We start from the raw sequence: 16,301 nt of genomic DNA, 5'->3' as shown, positions 1-16,301 counted from the left end.
CGCCGGTGGTTCGAAAGCCGGCGATGACCTGCATCAGTCAGTGTACGCGCAGACGGAACGGCGCGCCAGACTTAAGGGGCAGCTCTGACGATGCGATAGACGCGGCCATTGGCCGATACGATGTACAGCTCGCCCGACGAATCCTCACCAAACGACGTTACAGATCCGACGTCGCCCATATTCCACTCGCGTCTGTCGAGCACCGAACCGCCGGCGTAGCGAAAGCTGCGTACCCATCCAGCACAGAAATCAGAGTAGAAATATTGGCCGTCGATCTCAGGTATGAGAGTGCCACGGTAGATGAAACCACCGGTGACCGAACACGCTCCGCCTGTATGATCATACTCGAGCGCAGGAAGCTCGAGGCCCTGGCGGTTGCAACTGGCAGCATTGTAGCAGGCCGATCCTTCCATGACATTCCATCCATAGTTCACGCCAGGGCGGCTGGAAGGAACCACGTCGACTTCCTCGAGCCGCCCCTGCCCGACGTCCGCGACGTAAAGAAGCGATGCCTGGCGATCGAACGCGAACCGCCACGGGTTGCGGAGCCCGATTGCCCATATCTCGCCTCGCGCGCCGGGCTGGCCAACAAACGGGTTGTCAGGTGGAATTGCGTAAGGGTCACCGCGATCGATGTCGATTCTGAGCATTGCGCCGAGCAATGCGTTCCTGTTTTGCCCATTGCCGAATGGATCGCCGGCACCGCCACCGTCGCCCATCCCGATGTAGAGCATACCGTCGGGACCGAACAGGTTCAGACCACCGTTGTGATTGGCTGCGGGCTGGGCGATCTCGAGTATGAGCTTTGACGACGAGGCACTGACGACATCAGGATTCGTCGAGACGGTAAATCGCTCGATTCGCGTGTTACCGGAAAGATTGGTGAAGTTGACGAAGAGATGGCCATTGCTTCGGTACTGGGGGTGGAACGCGACACTGAGCAGACCTCGCTCCCCACCGCTGGACACCCGGCTCGTGATATCGAGAAAAGGGGTTGCCACCAGCTGACCGTTTCTGACAATCCGGATCCGGCCAGGCTGTTCGACGATGAATACCCGCGAGTCGCCCGATGTCGCTGTGAGGTAAACCGGATTCACGAGACCACGCACGACTTCCTCGGCGCGCAGCACAACCGTCGCCGCGGGTGGCGCGACCATTTCGGAGCTGGAACTGCAGGAGGCGGCGGCAAAAGCCATTGCGATCAGCAGGGAGCGCCTGCCGAAACCACGGCCTGGTGGAGTGTGCGCGTAATCCTCTGCGCGTGATGAATCGTTCGTTGCCACGAGGGGCTGCCTGTTGACGGTCATTGGTCTCTCACTTTTGCAAACATCTCCAGCGTTGACGTGCGCGCAGTCGCGTGGTCCACAATCGGCTGAGGGTAATCGACGCCGATGACGACGCCGGCCGTACGCTGCTCGGCCTCGCTCATTTTCCATGGTTCATGAATCGACTTGTCGTCGCACCCGGCCAGCTCGGGCACATATTTGCGAATGAACTTTCCGTCAGCGTCAAACTTCCGGGACTGGAGCACAGGGTTGAAAATCCGGAACCATGGCTGCGCGTCGTTGCCCGTGGAAGCCGACCATTGCCAGCCGCCGTTATTTGCGGCGAGATCGAAATCATTGAGCTCGTCAGCGAAGTAGCGTTCTCCCCACCGCCAGTCCACATGCAGATCCTTGACGAGGAATGACGCAGTCACCATCCGCAATCGGTTGTGCATGTAGCCCGAGTGGTTGAGTTGGCGCATTGCTGCGTCAACGAGCGGATAGCCGGTGCGGCCTTTACACCATGCGTCGAAGTGATCCCTGCGATTGGGAAATTCAAGGGCGTCGAATTCCGGCCGGAAGGCGTTGCCGACCACGTGCGGGAAATGAAACAATATGCTGAAATAGAAATCGCGCCAGGTGAGCTCACTCAGCCAGGTCTGCGCGCCCTCGCTGCCCTCCGTGAGCGCTGCCTTCGCCAGCGTGCGGACCGATATCGTTCCGAATCGCAGATGAACCGAGAGGTACGATACCCCCGGACGTCCAGGATAATTGCGAGCTTCCCCGTAATCGCTCATTCGTGGCTCGAATTGAGCGAAGGTGGCCGCCGCTCCCCTTTCGCCCGGCTTGAAACCCAGGGACAACAGGTTGGTGGTCTCGAATCCCAGACTCTCGAGGTTTGGCAGCGGAGGCGCGTCGGACGATCCAGCGAAACGGCCTCGAGGCAATCGCGATTCGTGCGGCCCGAGATCCACCATCGGCAGTTCCTTCAACCATGTCTTCCTGTAGCCGTTGAATACCGTAAACGGGCGCCCTTCGCGCGACATCAACTCATCCCTCTCGAAAATCACCTGGTCCTTGTACGTCCGGAAAGCAATCCCGCTGTTTCGCAAAGCCTCTTCGACGACAGCGTCGCGCAGAATGGCCGCGGGCTCATAATCGTTGTTGGCGTATACGCAATCGACGCCAAGTCGGGCGGCAAGAGCGGGAATCTCTTCACTGGCTCGCCCATGAAGAACAACGAGGCCTCCACCAGCATCCTCGAGCGCAGTCGCAAGTTCAGAAACACTGTGCCAGATAAATTCGACCCGCCGGTCATTTCGGCGTGGCAGCTCGTCGAGGATCTCGGTGTCGTATACGAACACGCAGTAGACGCGTTCGCTCGCCGAGAGGGCCGCAGCAAGTGCGGCGTTATCCGAAAGGCGGAGGTCGCGGCGAAACCAGTGCAGCGCAGTATTGGTCATCCTCCTGTAAAGCTAGCGGAGCGCCGAGTGTCATTCCTCCAGCGATGGCTCGTAACCCCCGTCACCACCGGGGGCGAGATGCCGGTTGGCATGCAGAACCCGGGCGCAGGTATTCCAGCGCAACAGCGAATCATCGTTCCCCTCAGGTCTTATCGCCTCGGCTTTCTCATACAAATCCATGGCTTCCCGCAGCAGCTCGTAAGCCATGGAACCCGAGCCCATTCCTCCCTGTGCGAGCAGGACCTGGCCACGCCGCTCGGAAATCATTCCCGAGTAATACGTCCGCTGATAGTCGTCGCGAATTCGGGCGAGGAATTCTCTTGCCCGCTTCATACCGGATTGAGCCACACCGCCCTGTACATCGGTCAGCGCCAACACGAGCATCGTCAGCACCTGCTGATTGTCGGGATCCACTTCGAGTATGTCCAGGCAGATACTCTCGGCGGCCCACGACTGATTCAGCAGACGGTAACGCTCGGCCTTTTGAATTGCGCGCGGAATGGCATCCCGCGAGATGGGCTTCAGCTCGAACATTGACTAGTCGTCTCGCGCCAGCTTTCGCCGGAACAGCCGCACCAGGGCGCTCAGCGGATCGTAGTGATCGTCCACCACTCGCTCCTTGAGCGGAATGATCGCATTGTCGGTGATGGCGATGTTTTCAGGGCAGACCTTGGTGCAGCATTTAGTGATGTTACAGTAGCCAATCCCGTGCGCCTCCTTGAGCTCAGCGGTGCGGACGACTGTATCAAGCGGATGCATCTCGAGCGCCGCAACGTAGGTGAGGAACCGGGGACCAATGAATGAATCATGCTTGCTGTGGTCCCGAAGCACATGGCACACATCCTGGCACAGGAAGCACTCTATGCATTTCCGGAATTCCTGCACCCGGTCCACGTCCGCCTGCGCCATTCGCCAGGTGCCATCGGCGGCATCGGGGGGGCGCGGTTTGAATTTCGCGATGCGCTTTTTCACTTCGAAATTCCACGACACGTCCGTCACCAGGTCACGGAGCGGAGGAAATGCGCGCATCGGTTCCACTGTCACCGGTTGCTCCAGATCCAGATCATTGAGCCGCGTCATGCACATCAACCGCGGCATCCCGTTCACCTCGGCTGAACATGATCCACACTTGCCCGCTTTGCAGTTCCATCGCACGGCAAGGTCGTTTGCGCTTTCGGCCTGAATCTGATGAATCGCGTCAAGCACAACCATACCTTCCGATATCTGCGTCTCATAATCTTCGAACCTGCCGCCGCTCGAGTCGCCGCGCCACACGCGAAAGCGTGCCTGGCGAGTCTGGCTGCCGGCGCTCGAGTCGCTCCGCCTGGCGGCGCGCTGCCCGCTCTCGACGATATCGCGCGAAACCGACGTCGGTGCCGTCACGCTACTTGTTCTCCTCGATAATCTGCTTCAGGTCGTCCCGCATTTCGGGAATCGGTTCGCGTGAGATACGCATCGACCCATCGTTATTTCTGTGCACCAGGATGTTGAATCCGGCAAACGCAGGATCCTTTTCCGGGTAGTCGTTCCTGAAGTGCCCCCCGCGGCTTTCCTTGCGCTCGAGCGCCGAGAGAGTCACCGCCTCGGAAACCGCGAGCAGATTGGAGAGATCGAGCGCAGTGTGCCAGCCCGGGTTGTAGTCGCGGTTGCCGTTGACCTGAACCCTGGCCGCGCGCTCGGCCAGCCTGGTTATGCTTTCCAGCGCGCTATTCATCTCGCTCTCAGTGCGCACGATGCCGACATGCTCCTGCATCATCTCCTGCAGCTCCTGCTGCACCTGATACGGGCCTTCGGAGGCCGCGCCGTTTCCGGTTCGGCCAAATGGTTCGAGTGCCTGCTGAACCGTGTCCTCCACTGAAGCGGCGTCTATGTTCCCGGCAACGTTGTCCGACGCGTACCGGGCCGCGTACTCACCGGCGCGCTTGCCAAAGACGATCAGATCGGACAGCGAGTTGCCCCCGAGGCGGTTTGCGCCGTGAAGTCCGGCCGCTGATTCGCCTGCCGCAAAGAGTCCCGGCACGGTGGACATCTGCGTATCACCATCGACCCTGATTCCGCCCATTACGTAATGGGTCGTCGGCCCAACTTCCATCGGCTCCGATGTAATATCGATGTCCGCCAGCTGCTTGAACTGGTGATACATGCTCGGCAGTTTTTTCCGGATGTGTGCGGGTGCGTCGGTGATCTTTGATTTTATCCAGGAGATGTCGAGAAATACCCCGCCATGAGGGCTGCCGCGTCCCTCCCTTACTTCCCGTACAATACAGCGAGCGACATGATCGCGCGTCAGCAACTCCGGCGGCCGGCGCGCATTCTTGTCACCCTGCACGTAGCGCCAGCCTTCCTCCTCACTATCCGCGGTCTGCGAGCGATAGTTCTCTGGAATATCGTCGAACATGAACCGGCGCCCGTCCTTGTTCACGAGAATCCCGCCTTCTCCGCGTACGCCTTCGGTAACCAGAATCCCCCGCACGCTTGGCGGCCACACCATGCCTGTCGGATGAAACTGCACGAACTCCATGTCCTGGAGCGCAGCGCCCGCCTGGAACGCAAGCGACTGGCCGTCGCCTGTGTACTCCCAGCTGTTGCTCGTGATATGAAACGCCCTGCCGATTCCCCCGGTGGCAAGGACGACCGCTGGCGCGTGGAACACACGGAATCGTCCCCGGTCGCGATCGTACGCAAGAGCGCCTGCAATGCGGTCGCCATCCTTGAGGAGTGAGATGACCGTGCATTCCATGTGAACGTCGATACCGAGGTGGACGGCGTGGTCCTGAAGTGTTCGGATCATCTCGAGTCCGGTGCGGTCTCCCACGTGCGCCAGTCGCGGGTACTTGTGACCCCCGAAATTGCGCTGAAGAATCCGCCCGTCGGTGGTGCGGTCGAAGACTGCTCCCCACGCTTCGAGCTCGTTGACGCGCGCAGGAGCTTCCTTCGCATGAAGCTCCGCCATCCGCCAGTTGTTGAGATACTGGCCTCCACGCATGGTGTCGGCGAAGTGCACCCGCCAGTTGTCCCGGTCATCGACGTTTGCCAGCGCGGCGGCAACTCCACCCTCGGCCATTACCGTATGCGCTTTGCCCAGCAGCGATTTGCAGACAAGTCCTACTCTTACACCCGCGGCGGCAGCGGCAATTGCGGCGCGCAGTCCCGCGCCCCCGGCGCCGACGATGAGCACATCGTGCTGGTGAGTGTCATACCGCCCCACCTAGAACAACCTCCAGTCCTGCCAGATGCCCATCGACAGCATGCGGATGTACAAATCGCAGAACGCGACCATCACGAGACTGCACCACGCCCAGTTCATGTGCCCGCGATTGAGACAGCTCGCGCAATCATATGCTTTTTTTCTTACCGGCGCGGAAGAAAGCCGATCGCGATAACCTCCGACGAGATGCCTCAATGAGTGACACCCCAGTGTGTAGCCGCCCAGTAAAACGACATTAGCCGTGAGAAGCAGTGTGCCGAGTCCGACGCCAAAACGCGATGCGCCGGTGGCCGCATCGGTGAACCACATCGACTTCCACGCATCGTGGCCAAGGAACACGATGAACACGAGCGCGAAGTAGAGGAAGTAGCGGTGAACGTTCTGGATGATAAGTGGAAAAGACGACTCGCCGCGATATCCCTTGCGGGGCTCGCCGACACTGCAGCTTGGCGGGTCTGACCAGAATGCCTTGTAGTAGGCGCCGCGGTAGTAGTAGCAGGTGAAGCGGAATCCGGCGGGAAACGGCAGTATCAGGAGCGCGGGCGAAAACGGGAGCAGTGCCGGCCACCACCCCGGCTTGGGACCGAACCAGCTCGCTGGTGAGTCACCGAAGATCAGCGGCGAATAAAACGGGGACAGGTAATTGCCGACTTCGTAGTGCGCGTTCTGGAACGCCGCCCACGTCGCGTAACCGAGGAATCCCGACAGAACGACAAATACGACGACAGGCTGGATCCACCAGGCATCGCGGCGAGCGGTCTCGCCCCAACCGCGACGCCTGATCTGAACTACTTCTGCACCCACGGCCTACTTCTTTTCGTTCTGCGTCTTGTCGGCGACGTACAGCTCGAGGTAGCCGCACTCGTCACATACGAATGGCATCACCACCAGCCCCGAAGCCGAGTTGATGGTGCCTTCTGTAGCGGTGCCCTCGACATTCGCGAGTGCCTTGAAGGTACCAGTGCGATTCATTCGGCTGCCTGGATGATTGACGCAGTAGCGCTTCCCGTCCTTTATCGGCATGCGGCGTTTCCTTTTTTGGAAGAGTGAGTGGTGCGGCTAATGTAGACGGGAGATCACAGCAGAGCCAGCGCAGGAAGGAAAAAGAAAAGCCGCCTTCCGGCGGCCGTTGTTATTGCGCATTCGACTGCTCACACTTGTCCAACCTGCGTGCTCGCCGCTATCACCTCGCCGGTGGGATCAGCCGGCGGCAGCAGTAGGAACCGTCCCGAAACGTCGCTCGCGCGCATAAAAATCCTCGACAGCCGCGAGCAGGTCAACAGGAGAGAACTCGGGCCACATCCGCCGTGTAAAATGGAGCTCGGCGTAGGCACATTCCCAAAGCAGAAAATCGCTGAGACGCTGTTCGCCGCCGGTGCGAATCAGAAGGTCGACATCACGTGACCCCCCTGCCCCATGATCTACGTGAGCAAGGAGTTCCGCGAATTCGGCTCGCTCCTGGTCTGGGCTGCCAGGCATGCGGGCAGCAAGCAGGCGAGCACTCCGCAAAATGGCGTCCCGTGAGGAGTAATCGACAGCAATGCGCAGGTCCAGAGTGCGTCCCGCTCGAGTCGCCTGCTCGGCGTTCACGATTGCCCTCAGCAGCTCCGCCGGAATTCGATCGCGCCTTCCGATGATGCGCATCCTGACACCGTTGGTCACGCATCGCGCAACTTCAGAAATGAGGTATCTTCGAAAGAGCCGCATGAGCAGTGCGACCTCTCTTGAAGGACGCCGCCAGTTGTCCGCGGAGAAAGCATAGAGGGTAAGCGCCCCGATTCCGCAACCGGGCGCCGCTTCGACGATCTTTCGAACAGTTCGTGCCCCAGCTATATGCCCGGCCGTGCGCAACTGGCCACGCCCAGTTGCCCAGCGACCGTTGCCGTCCATGATGATAGCTACGTGAATTCCACGGGGCGTTTGTCCAGTCATCCCTGTCTCGTTGTCGCCTAACGATCCCGCGTGACGCGGATCAGGGCTTCCATGTGATCGAGGTACCGTTCGAGTGCCCGACGGCCGGCCTGGGTCAGCCGGTATTGTGTCTTCGGCATTCGCCCCTCGAACGATTTTGTGCACGCAATGTATTCCGCTTCTTCCAGCTTTCGGGCATGCACGCTGAGATTTCCATCAGTGGTACCCATCAGCTTCTTGAGGTCACTGAAGCTGAGCGAATCGTTCACCGCCAGCGCGCTGACGATTCCGAGCCGCATCCTTTCGTGAATGAGTCGGTCGAGATCGAGCGCCGTGTTATTCGCAGCGCGGCGTGACACACCGCCCCTCATGTGGTTCGGCGGCCGAGTGGTATCGTCCTGCGCGACACTATGCTTAGCCACCATGCCTCCGGGCAATGGGAAGGCCGAATCCGATATGCAGTCCGCCGAACGCCGCCCCGAGAATCCACATCTGCCATGACAAAGGCGCAAACAGGGCGACCGCGCCGGCGGCCATGAAGCACAATCCCATGACAGGGACGATTTTCACCGAAAAAGCTCCACCGGCAACGACCGCTGTTCCGTAAAGCAATAGCCAGACACCGGGGATTGCTTCAAGAAATCCGGCGCGATAGAGAACCAGCGTCAGAAGCGCGCCAACGAGCATGGGCGGAGAAAAACTGAGAACGAACTTGCGGCCCGGACCCGACAACAAAGGCATGCGTGCCGCCCGCGCCTTTCGCACCATCGCCCATAGCATGATCACAGGGGGCATGAAAGAAGACGCGAGCCAGACATTCAGTGCGGCTAACTGGGCTGGTTCGCGACCGGCAATGACTGCTACAATGATGGCCAGCAATCCGATTGCCACCATTCCCCATCCCGAGACCGCCGTGAACGAGCCGGCTGCCTCCATTGTATCTCGAATGAATGCAAGGTTATCCATCGCGCGGTGGTGAAGCGCGGGGGGGTCCTGGTGCGGGGGAGGCCGCAACGGCCGGACTGATGTCATTTGCGTATCATATGCTCAGACCTGCATCCGTGTCAAGTACTTTGCCGTTCAAAGTCCGGATCAGGTCCGGATCCGGCTCATCGCGGAGAGATCGGTCCCGGAAGCGGGTCACTGGCGGGAAAGCTTTGCTCCACCATCCGGTCGAGCCGGCGTTCGTCGATCGCCGATGCAAGCAACGCGATCAGGTTGGCGCAGAAAGCCGGTAAATCCTCTGCCCGCCGGCTGGTCAGAAGTTTCTGATCCACCTGCGCCTGCTTGTCGACCCAGACTCCCCCCGCGGCCCGGATCTCATCGGCCAGATCCGCGTGCGATGTGAGTGTCCGTCCCTTCACTGCCCCGGCTTCTACCAGCAGGCGCGGCGCATGACAAATCGCTGCGACTGGTTTGTCCGCTTCCATGAATCCCCGCACGAAATCAACTGCACCGGCATTGGCCCTCAACGCCTCGGTACTGCGCTGACCCCCGGGAATCACGAGCGCATCGAAATCACCTGCGCGGACGTCAGTCACTACCCGGTCCACCACAAATGTGTCGGCTTTCTCTCCATTGATGAAACCTTGAACCTCAGCCGCCTTCAACGACACCAGCGACGCTTCCGCCCTGGCCTCCTTGAGCGCCTGCCACGGAGCCGTCAATTCAACCTGCTCAACACCATCAGTCGCCAGCACAGCGACCTTCCGACCTGTAAGATCCCCGGCCATCCCCACTCCCGGCTGTTATTGAACCTGTGACTCGTTCTGTGAAGTCAGAAAACGTGCCATATTGAGCCATGACCCTCGTTGACCTCTACGGCCACGAAGACCTTCGTAATCAGTTATCCCGCAGCGCCAACGCCGGGTGCCTGCCTGCGAGCCTTCTGCTGCAGGGGCCTCGCGGAATCGGCAAGCAGCGACTCGCCTTATGGCTGGCGCAACTGATAATCTGCGACAATCCCCCGCGGCCATGCGGAAGCTGCCAGAACTGCCAGTATACTCGCAATCTCACACATCCGGATCTCCACTGGTACTTCCCCCGTCCCCGGCTCAAGGACGCCGACCCTGACGTCTCCGATGTCCAGGAGGACATCCATGAGGCGATCCTTGCGCGGGTGAAGACAGGAGGATTGTACACTGCCCCGCCCGGCAATCACGGGATCTACGTCGCCACTGTTCGGGCGATTCTACAGCGGGCGTCTCTGACGCCAGCGATGGCACGACGAAAAGTCTTCATTATCGGTGACGCCGAGAGGATGGTTTCGCAGGAAGGCGCCGATCAGGCGGCCAACGCATTTCTCAAGTTGCTCGAGGAGCCACAAACGAATACGACGATCATCCTTACATCCAGTGAGCCAGGCTCCCTTCTCCCAACGATCCGATCGAGAGTAATACCGGTTCGCGTGCCGCTTCTGGCGGAAGCCGCTGCGCGCGCATTCCTGTCCAATCCCGAGGTGAAAAAAGCGCTGGACACAGCCGGCCATCCCAGCTCAGTCGAGCATCGAATCCAACTCGCTGCCGGCGCACCGGGAACCTTGCTCGGCGATGAGGCACGTGCATCCGCCATGAAAGCAGCACGGGCCTTCATCGATGCCGCCGTTTCGCCACGAAGGTCGGCACTCCACGCCACTACGCTTTCGGTTGGCTCATCGGGCGCGCGCGGTGCTTATACCGACATTCTCGACGCGCTGGTCGTAGCGCTCGGCGAACGTATGCGCCGCGCAATGCTCGATGACGATCAACCGGCGGCGCTGGGTGCAGCCCGCGCCAGCGATGCCGTCGGGCGCGCCAGAATCCGCGCTGCCGGGAACGTCAATCCAATGCTCATCACCTCCCGGCTCCTCCGCGAGATAGCTTCAGAGCTACAGTGAGCGATTTGACACACGCAGACAAAACTGGTCGCGCGCGACTGGTGGACATCAGTGATAAGCCCGAGACCGTTCGCGTCGCGAGGGCCGCAGGAGCAATTCGTATGAGCCCGGCGACGCTCGATGCAATCCGCAATAATCAAATGGCCAAAGGCGATGTCCTTTCGGTGGCACGCATCGCGGGAATCATGGGCGCGAAAAGAACATCGGATACCATCCCGCTGTGCCACCCGATCGCCCTCACCGACATCGGGCTCGACTTCGCCTTCGACGATACCCTGCCTGGTATCCGGGTCGAAACCCGCGCCGCAACCATCGGCAGGACGGGCGTCGAGATGGAAGCGCTCGTCGCAACTACGGCGGCCCTGCTCACCATCTACGACATGGCGAAGGCAATCGACCGCGGAATGGAGATCACCGGTATCGCCTTGAGCGAGAAAAGTGGCGGCCGTTCCGGCACTTGGCGCCGGGCCGAGCTTCAGCCCTGACTGCCCTATGCTATTCGCGGCCCTTCCAGCCCGGCCGCAGCATCGTCAACGCGGCCTGCATAAACCTGGAGAGTTTCGCCGCTGGTTCGTTCGGGAAGAACGTAAGCACGGTTCTCCGGATCGGTTGACGACGGCATGTTTACCATCGGGTCGCCTCCCCTCCAAATGACCGCGGCCTCGAATCTCTCGACGGCGCTCATCAGGTCGGCAAGGACTGCCGAGTCTTCGTCCGAGTCGACATCGAGTCCCTTCTGTGCGAGCCGGCCCGCGATCTCTGTCGCTGCGTCCTGTCTGTCCTCCCTCCGGTGCGGGTCGAGCATTTCGCTCCGCTGCTCGGAGCTTTCTGGCGGCAGCTGCATCTGGTTTTCTCCCGTTGTTGTGTGAAAGGCTCAGATGCAAATCGCGTGACTTCGCGCTGATCCACTTGCAGCCAATCGGTCCCGACCGCTAGATAGTGCCATGACACGCCGCCCCCGACCCCAGGAACTGTGACCTTCATCATCCGCCTTTTCTTCGCTTCTGCACTTCTGTTTCCAGTCTTTGCCGGAATGAATCCGTTGTGGAGTCAGACTGCTTCTCCGGGTCAGCGGCCAGATATTGCCCCAGCGGCTTACGACACGTCGGCTTTCGCGGCACTCCGATGGCGCGAGATCGGGCCGTTCAGAGGCGGACGCTCCGTCGCGGTGGCCGGATCGCGGGCGAGACCGCACGAATACTATGCCGGAACCACCGGCGGCGGCGTGTTCAAGACTGTCGACGGCGGCATGACATGGGCGCCGGTCACCGACAAATTCTTCGGTGGAACCGTCGGAGCGCTCGCGGTGAGCGAATCCAATCCCGACATCGTTTACGCAGGCACAGGCGAAACACCAATCCGCGGCAACGTTTCGCATGGTGATGGAGTTTTCAAGTCGATCGACGCCGGCAAGACCTGGACTTCCGTCGGCCTTGGCGACACACGTCAGATCGGTCGCGTCCGCATCCATCCCACGAACCCGGATATTGCCTACGTTGCCGCTCTCGGGCACGTGTGGGGTCCAAACCCCGAACGCGGAGTTTTCAAGACTGTCAACGGCGGGAAAACCTGGGGCCGACTGCTTTTTCGGGGAGACTCGGCCGGGGCGGTCGACCTCATCCTCGATCCCTCGAACGCCAACATCCTGTACGCCACTTTCTGGCACGCGCATCGGACGCCATGGAAACTCGTGTCCGGTGGCTCCGGCAGCGGCATCTTCAAATCGGTCGACGCTGGGCTGACCTGGAAGGACATCAGCCGCAACGCCGGCCTTCCTGCCGGCGTGCTCGGCAAAATTGCCATCACTGTATCACCCGCCCGGCCAGGACGGCTCTGGGCATTGATCGAAGCCGACTCCGGTGGCGTGTATCGCTCCGAGAACGCAGGCGCAACGTGGGCGCGGATAAACTCTGACCGCAGTCTTCGTCAGCGCGCCTGGTACTACACGCGGATCTACGCAGACCCGAAGGATACAGCTACCGTCTACGCGCTCAACGTCGGAATGCATCGGTCGACCGACGGCGGTAAGACCTTTCGTCCCATCTCAGTGCCCCACAGCGACAATCATGACCTGTGGATTGCGCCGGATGACGCATCGCGGATGATCAACGCCAATGACGGAGGAGCGAACGTCTCGTTCAACGGCGGCCGTACGTGGACTGCGCAGGACCAGGCGACAGCGCAGTTCTACCACGTGACAACTACAAATCATTTTCCCTATCAGGTCTGTGGGGCCCAGCAGGACAATTCAACGCTCTGTGGTCCAAGCCGCGCGAACGGCGGCATCGACATTTCGGACTGGTATGAAGTGGGCGGAGGCGAGAGTGGGTACATAGCGGTTCGGCCAGACGATCCGAACATCGTCTACGCGGGTTCCTACGGCGGATATCTGTCGCGATATGACCACCGCACGGGTTTCGAGCGCAACATCAATCCATGGCCCGACAATCCGATGGGCCACGACGCTGCAGACGCGAAGTATCGTTTTCAGTGGACTTTCCCTATCGTACTCTCACCGCATGATCCCAAGACGATGTATATCGGGAGCAGCGTGGTGTTCAGATCCACCAACGAAGGGCAGACCTTTACGCCGATGAGCCGCGACCTCACGCGAAACGATCCGAAGACACTTGGGCCGTCCGGTGGCCCGATCACGAAAGACCAGACCTCGGTGGAGTATTACGGCACCGTGTTCACGATTGCCGAGTCGCCGGGGACAAAAGGTATTATCTGGGCGGGATCTGATGATGGGCTTGTTCATGTTACCCGCGACAACGGTCGAAGCTGGAAGAATGTCACGCCTGCAGGAATACCTGAGTGGAGCCGCATCTCGATGATCGAGGCGTCACGCTACGCTCCCGGCAAGGCTTACGTGGCCGCGAATCATTTTCAGATGGACGACATGCGGCCGTACATCTACGCGACGGACGATTACGGCGCGACGTGGCGTCTGGTTGTAGGCGGCATCAACGCGACTGAATTCGTACGGGTCGTGCGGGAAGACCCGGTACGCCGGGGATTGTTGTACGCGGGAACCGAGCGAGGGGTGTGGGTGAGTTTCAACGATGGTGTCTCATGGCAATCGCTCCGTAAGAATCTGCCGATAGTCCCTGTCCACGACATCGCCGTAAAAGAGGGTGATCTGGTCGCCGGTACCCACGGACGGTCGTTCTGGATCATGGACGACCTCTCGGCGTTGCGGCAGATGAGTCCCGAAATCACACGCAGCGCGGCTCATCTCTTCAAGCCGCGAGATGCCTACCGGGCTACGTTCGGCGGCGGCGGCGGTACCGGTGCTGCCGGCGGCCAGCCGTCGGGTCAGAATCCGGCATCCGGGGCAGTGGTCTATTACTGGCTCAGGAATGCCAATCAGCCCGTGACACTCGACTTCATGGATTCCCGGGGCGCAGTAATCAGAACATTTACAAGCGCGCAGGATCCGGTCGTTGCGCGCGACTCCGTTCGTGCGGACAGTGTTCGAGTCGCGCGCGCAGACAGCCTCAAACGCGCCGGTGTCAAGGCGGATTCATCGATCCGCGCGGAGTTACGAAGTGAGGATGGTTCGGACGATGGTCCGCGCCGCACACCTGTGCCTCCGAGGGTCCCCAACAAGGCGGGGCTCAACAGCTTTGCGTGGAACCTCAGACACCCTGACGCATCCACTTTTGAAAACATGATTCTCTGGGCTGGGGGAACGCAGGGCCCGGTTACAGTGCCTGGTACATATTCCGTCCGAATGCGGGCGGGCGGCGCACCGCAGACTCGCACTTTCCGGCTCATGAAAGATCCGCGGTCGACTGCAAGCCAGGCTGAGCTCGACGAGCAGTTCGCATTCCTGCTCGCCATCCGAAACCGTACCAGCGAAGCAAACGACGCGGTCAAAAAGATTCGCAGCATCAAGGCACAAGTGACGGATCGCAGCGCGAAAATACCGACGGCACAGTCGGCCGCCTTCAGACAGTCATCATCGGTACTCGTGAGCCAGCTTTCTGATGCGGAGTCGCAGATTTATCAGGTCCGAAACCAGTCGGGGCAGGACCCGCTCAACTATCCCATCAGACTTAACAACAAGATCGCCGCGCTTGCCGGCGTTGCCTCGAGCTCGGACGCTCGGCCTACCGATCAGACGCTGGAAGTGTTCCGGAATCTTTCGGCACAGCTCGACGTTCAACTGGGGCGGGTTGCTTCCGCCATGAGGCTGCTGCCGGCCGTCAACGGCCTGTTGCAGTCTGCGGGGCTGGCCGCGATTGTACCGACTACCACTGAAATCAGGGGAACGTCAACGCGATGATGGGGGGCGAAGCGGGAGCTGCGCCGACGGCCGAAATTACGGAAAACTGCCCGCTGGCTGCAACGCTTGCGCGTCGGATGCGGGAAGACAGTATCGATCTGACGCGGCGATGGCTCGATCGCATCGTTGCGCGGGTTCAGGGGGACCCTAACCGGATATTTCCGACTGATCAGCTGCTCGACCACGTGCCGCTGCTGATTCATGGAATAGCTGCATTCATCGAGAATCCCGACAGTATCGTCATCACGGATGCACCGGTAATCGCCAAGGCGCGTGAGCTCGGCGAACTTCGCTACAACCAGAAGTTCGATGAATACGAAGTGTTGAAAGAATATGAGCTGTTCGGCGGAATTCTGTTTGCGTTCATGGGTCGGATTGTGGACGACATCGAAGAGCCCTGCAGCAGGAGCGAGCTGCTCAACTGCGCGCACCGTCTCTACCTCGCTGTGGCTCTCATCCAGCAGGCGACGCTCACCCGTTATCTCACGCTCGTGCGCGAGCGGCTCCATGAACGGGAGAATCGCCTTCGTGGCTTCAACAGAACCTTGTCGCACGAGTTGAAGAACAGGCTCGGCGCGATTACCGGTGCGGCGGCGGTGCTGGAGCTTCCTTCGCTGAGCGCCGACGAGAAGGAGCGGCTGACCGCAGTGATCGGCCGTAACGTGCTGGGGATGCAGGCTGTGCTTGACAACCTCATGGAGCTGAGTCAGCTCGACGCGGATGTGCGACAGCAGCGGCACATCACGCTGCCACGTGCCGCGGCCGAGGTTGCGCGACAGCTTCGCGACAACGCGCAGGCGAGGAACGTCGAGGTGCGGATTTCGAGCAGCTTACCGGAGGTGGAGGTCAACGCCGCGGCGGTGGAGCTGTGCCTGACGAATCTCGTAGCGAATGCGATCAAATATTCCGACATGTCAAAACCGGAACGATGGGTCGAGGTCGGCGCGCGGCGGACGGTCGACGCTGGAGGCGTAAGCGGTGCCGACAGCGAGTCAGCAGTTGTGGTCGAAGTTCGCGACAACGGCTTGGGCGTGCCGGAAGCGAAGCGTGCGCGTCTGTTCGAGAGGTTTTTTCGTGCCCACGACGATGCCAGAACAGGCGCCGACGGGACCGGATTGGGACTGAGCATCGTGCGCGACACCGCTCAGTCGCTTGGCGGCACGGCCTGGGCCGAGTTTCCGGAGGAAGGGAGTGTCTTTGCATTCACTCTTCCCGCCCGGCGCGCCCGGGACGCCATTGCGCTGGAAGCCGCCCGCGACGCAACAGGGAGCGACAGCTAGCTTACGAC

16 protein-coding genes are annotated in these 16,301 nt (G+C 60.5%); 4 read left to right on the top strand and 12 right to left on the bottom strand.

What is annotated here, in order from left to right; translation table 11 throughout:
- Positions 1 to 71: 71 nt before the first annotated feature.
- From WKF55_09590 to WKF55_09540, 11 genes are all read right to left on the bottom strand, one after another.
- The gene (locus tag WKF55_09590; GenBank protein ID MEJ7759825.1) at positions 72 to 1,307 is read right to left on the bottom strand and encodes a PQQ-dependent sugar dehydrogenase; all 1,236 of its coding nucleotides are present in this window, start codon (positions 1,305 to 1,307) and stop codon (positions 72 to 74) included.
- Positions 1,304 to 2,728 (bottom strand): deoxyribodipyrimidine photo-lyase, encoded by a 1,425-nt coding sequence (locus tag WKF55_09585; GenBank protein ID MEJ7759824.1) that lies wholly within the window; start codon positions 2,726 to 2,728, stop codon positions 1,304 to 1,306. The genes WKF55_09590 and WKF55_09585 overlap by 4 nt, the downstream gene beginning before the upstream one ends.
- Positions 2,729 to 2,758: 30 nt before the next feature.
- Positions 2,759 to 3,262 (bottom strand): hypothetical protein, encoded by a 504-nt coding sequence (locus WKF55_09580; GenBank protein ID MEJ7759823.1) that lies wholly within the window; start codon positions 3,260 to 3,262, stop codon positions 2,759 to 2,761.
- Between the two features lie 3 nt (positions 3,263 to 3,265).
- Complete coding sequence (locus WKF55_09575) at positions 3,266 to 4,111, bottom strand: succinate dehydrogenase/fumarate reductase iron-sulfur subunit (protein MEJ7759822.1); 846 nt, start codon at positions 4,109 to 4,111, stop codon at positions 3,266 to 3,268.
- Position 4,112: 1 nt separating this feature from the next.
- Entirely contained in the window at positions 4,113 to 5,936 is a 1,824-nt protein-coding gene (locus tag WKF55_09570) for a fumarate reductase/succinate dehydrogenase flavoprotein subunit (GenBank protein MEJ7759821.1), read from the bottom strand.
- On the bottom strand, positions 5,937 to 6,740 hold the full coding sequence (locus tag WKF55_09565; protein ID MEJ7759820.1) for a hypothetical protein: 804 nt from the start codon (positions 6,738 to 6,740) through the stop codon (positions 5,937 to 5,939).
- A gap of 3 nt (positions 6,741 to 6,743) precedes the next feature.
- On the bottom strand, positions 6,744 to 6,908 hold the full coding sequence (locus tag WKF55_09560; protein MEJ7759819.1) for a hypothetical protein: 165 nt from the start codon (positions 6,906 to 6,908) through the stop codon (positions 6,744 to 6,746).
- Positions 6,909 to 7,136: 228 nt separating this feature from the next.
- Entirely contained in the window at positions 7,137 to 7,868 is a 732-nt protein-coding gene (locus tag WKF55_09555; GenBank protein ID MEJ7759818.1) for a di-trans,poly-cis-decaprenylcistransferase, read from the bottom strand.
- A 17-nt stretch (positions 7,869 to 7,885) separates the two neighbouring features.
- Positions 7,886 to 8,206 (bottom strand): transcriptional regulator, encoded by a 321-nt coding sequence (locus WKF55_09550; protein MEJ7759817.1) that lies wholly within the window; start codon positions 8,204 to 8,206, stop codon positions 7,886 to 7,888.
- A 55-nt stretch (positions 8,207 to 8,261) separates the two neighbouring features.
- The gene (locus WKF55_09545) at positions 8,262 to 8,879 is read right to left on the bottom strand and encodes a hypothetical protein (GenBank protein ID MEJ7759816.1); all 618 of its coding nucleotides are present in this window, start codon (positions 8,877 to 8,879) and stop codon (positions 8,262 to 8,264) included.
- Between the two features lie 77 nt (positions 8,880 to 8,956).
- A complete protein-coding gene (locus WKF55_09540) occupies positions 8,957 to 9,580 on the bottom strand; it encodes a DJ-1/PfpI/YhbO family deglycase/protease (GenBank protein ID MEJ7759815.1) in 624 nt (207 codons plus the stop codon).
- Positions 9,581 to 9,648: 68 nt separating this feature from the next.
- Between WKF55_09540 and WKF55_09535 the strand changes: the two genes are divergently transcribed.
- Together WKF55_09535 and moaC are read left to right on the top strand one after the other, a co-directional pair.
- Positions 9,649 to 10,722, top strand: a complete 1,074-nt coding sequence (locus WKF55_09535; protein MEJ7759814.1) for a hypothetical protein — start codon at positions 9,649 to 9,651, stop codon at positions 10,720 to 10,722.
- The gene (moaC, locus tag WKF55_09530; protein MEJ7759813.1) at positions 10,719 to 11,207 is read left to right on the top strand and encodes a cyclic pyranopterin monophosphate synthase MoaC; all 489 of its coding nucleotides are present in this window, start codon (positions 10,719 to 10,721) and stop codon (positions 11,205 to 11,207) included. The genes WKF55_09535 and moaC overlap by 4 nt, the downstream gene beginning before the upstream one ends.
- A gap of 5 nt (positions 11,208 to 11,212) precedes the next feature.
- Here moaC and WKF55_09525 read toward each other — a convergent pair whose 3' ends face one another.
- Entirely contained in the window at positions 11,213 to 11,566 is a 354-nt protein-coding gene (locus WKF55_09525; protein ID MEJ7759812.1) for a hypothetical protein, read from the bottom strand.
- 129 nt (positions 11,567 to 11,695) lie between these two features.
- Here WKF55_09525 and WKF55_09520 point away from each other — a divergent pair, with 129 nt between their 5' ends.
- Together WKF55_09520 and WKF55_09515 are read left to right on the top strand one after the other, a co-directional pair.
- Positions 11,696 to 15,013 carry a glycosyl hydrolase gene (locus tag WKF55_09520; GenBank protein MEJ7759811.1) on the top strand — a complete coding sequence of 1,106 codons (3,318 nt, stop codon included), beginning with the start codon at positions 11,696 to 11,698 and terminating at the stop codon, positions 15,011 to 15,013.
- Positions 15,010 to 16,293 (top strand): HAMP domain-containing sensor histidine kinase, encoded by a 1,284-nt coding sequence (locus WKF55_09515; GenBank protein MEJ7759810.1) that lies wholly within the window; start codon positions 15,010 to 15,012, stop codon positions 16,291 to 16,293. The genes WKF55_09520 and WKF55_09515 overlap by 4 nt, the downstream gene beginning before the upstream one ends.
- Positions 16,294 to 16,301: the final 8 nt, after the last annotated feature.

This window comes from Gemmatimonadaceae bacterium (assembly GCA_037721215.1).
GTDB lineage: Bacteria > Gemmatimonadota > Gemmatimonadetes > Gemmatimonadales > Gemmatimonadaceae > UBA4720.
The sequence above is the reverse complement of the archived record's forward strand: the minus strand, read 5'-3'. Positions and strand labels throughout refer to the sequence as shown.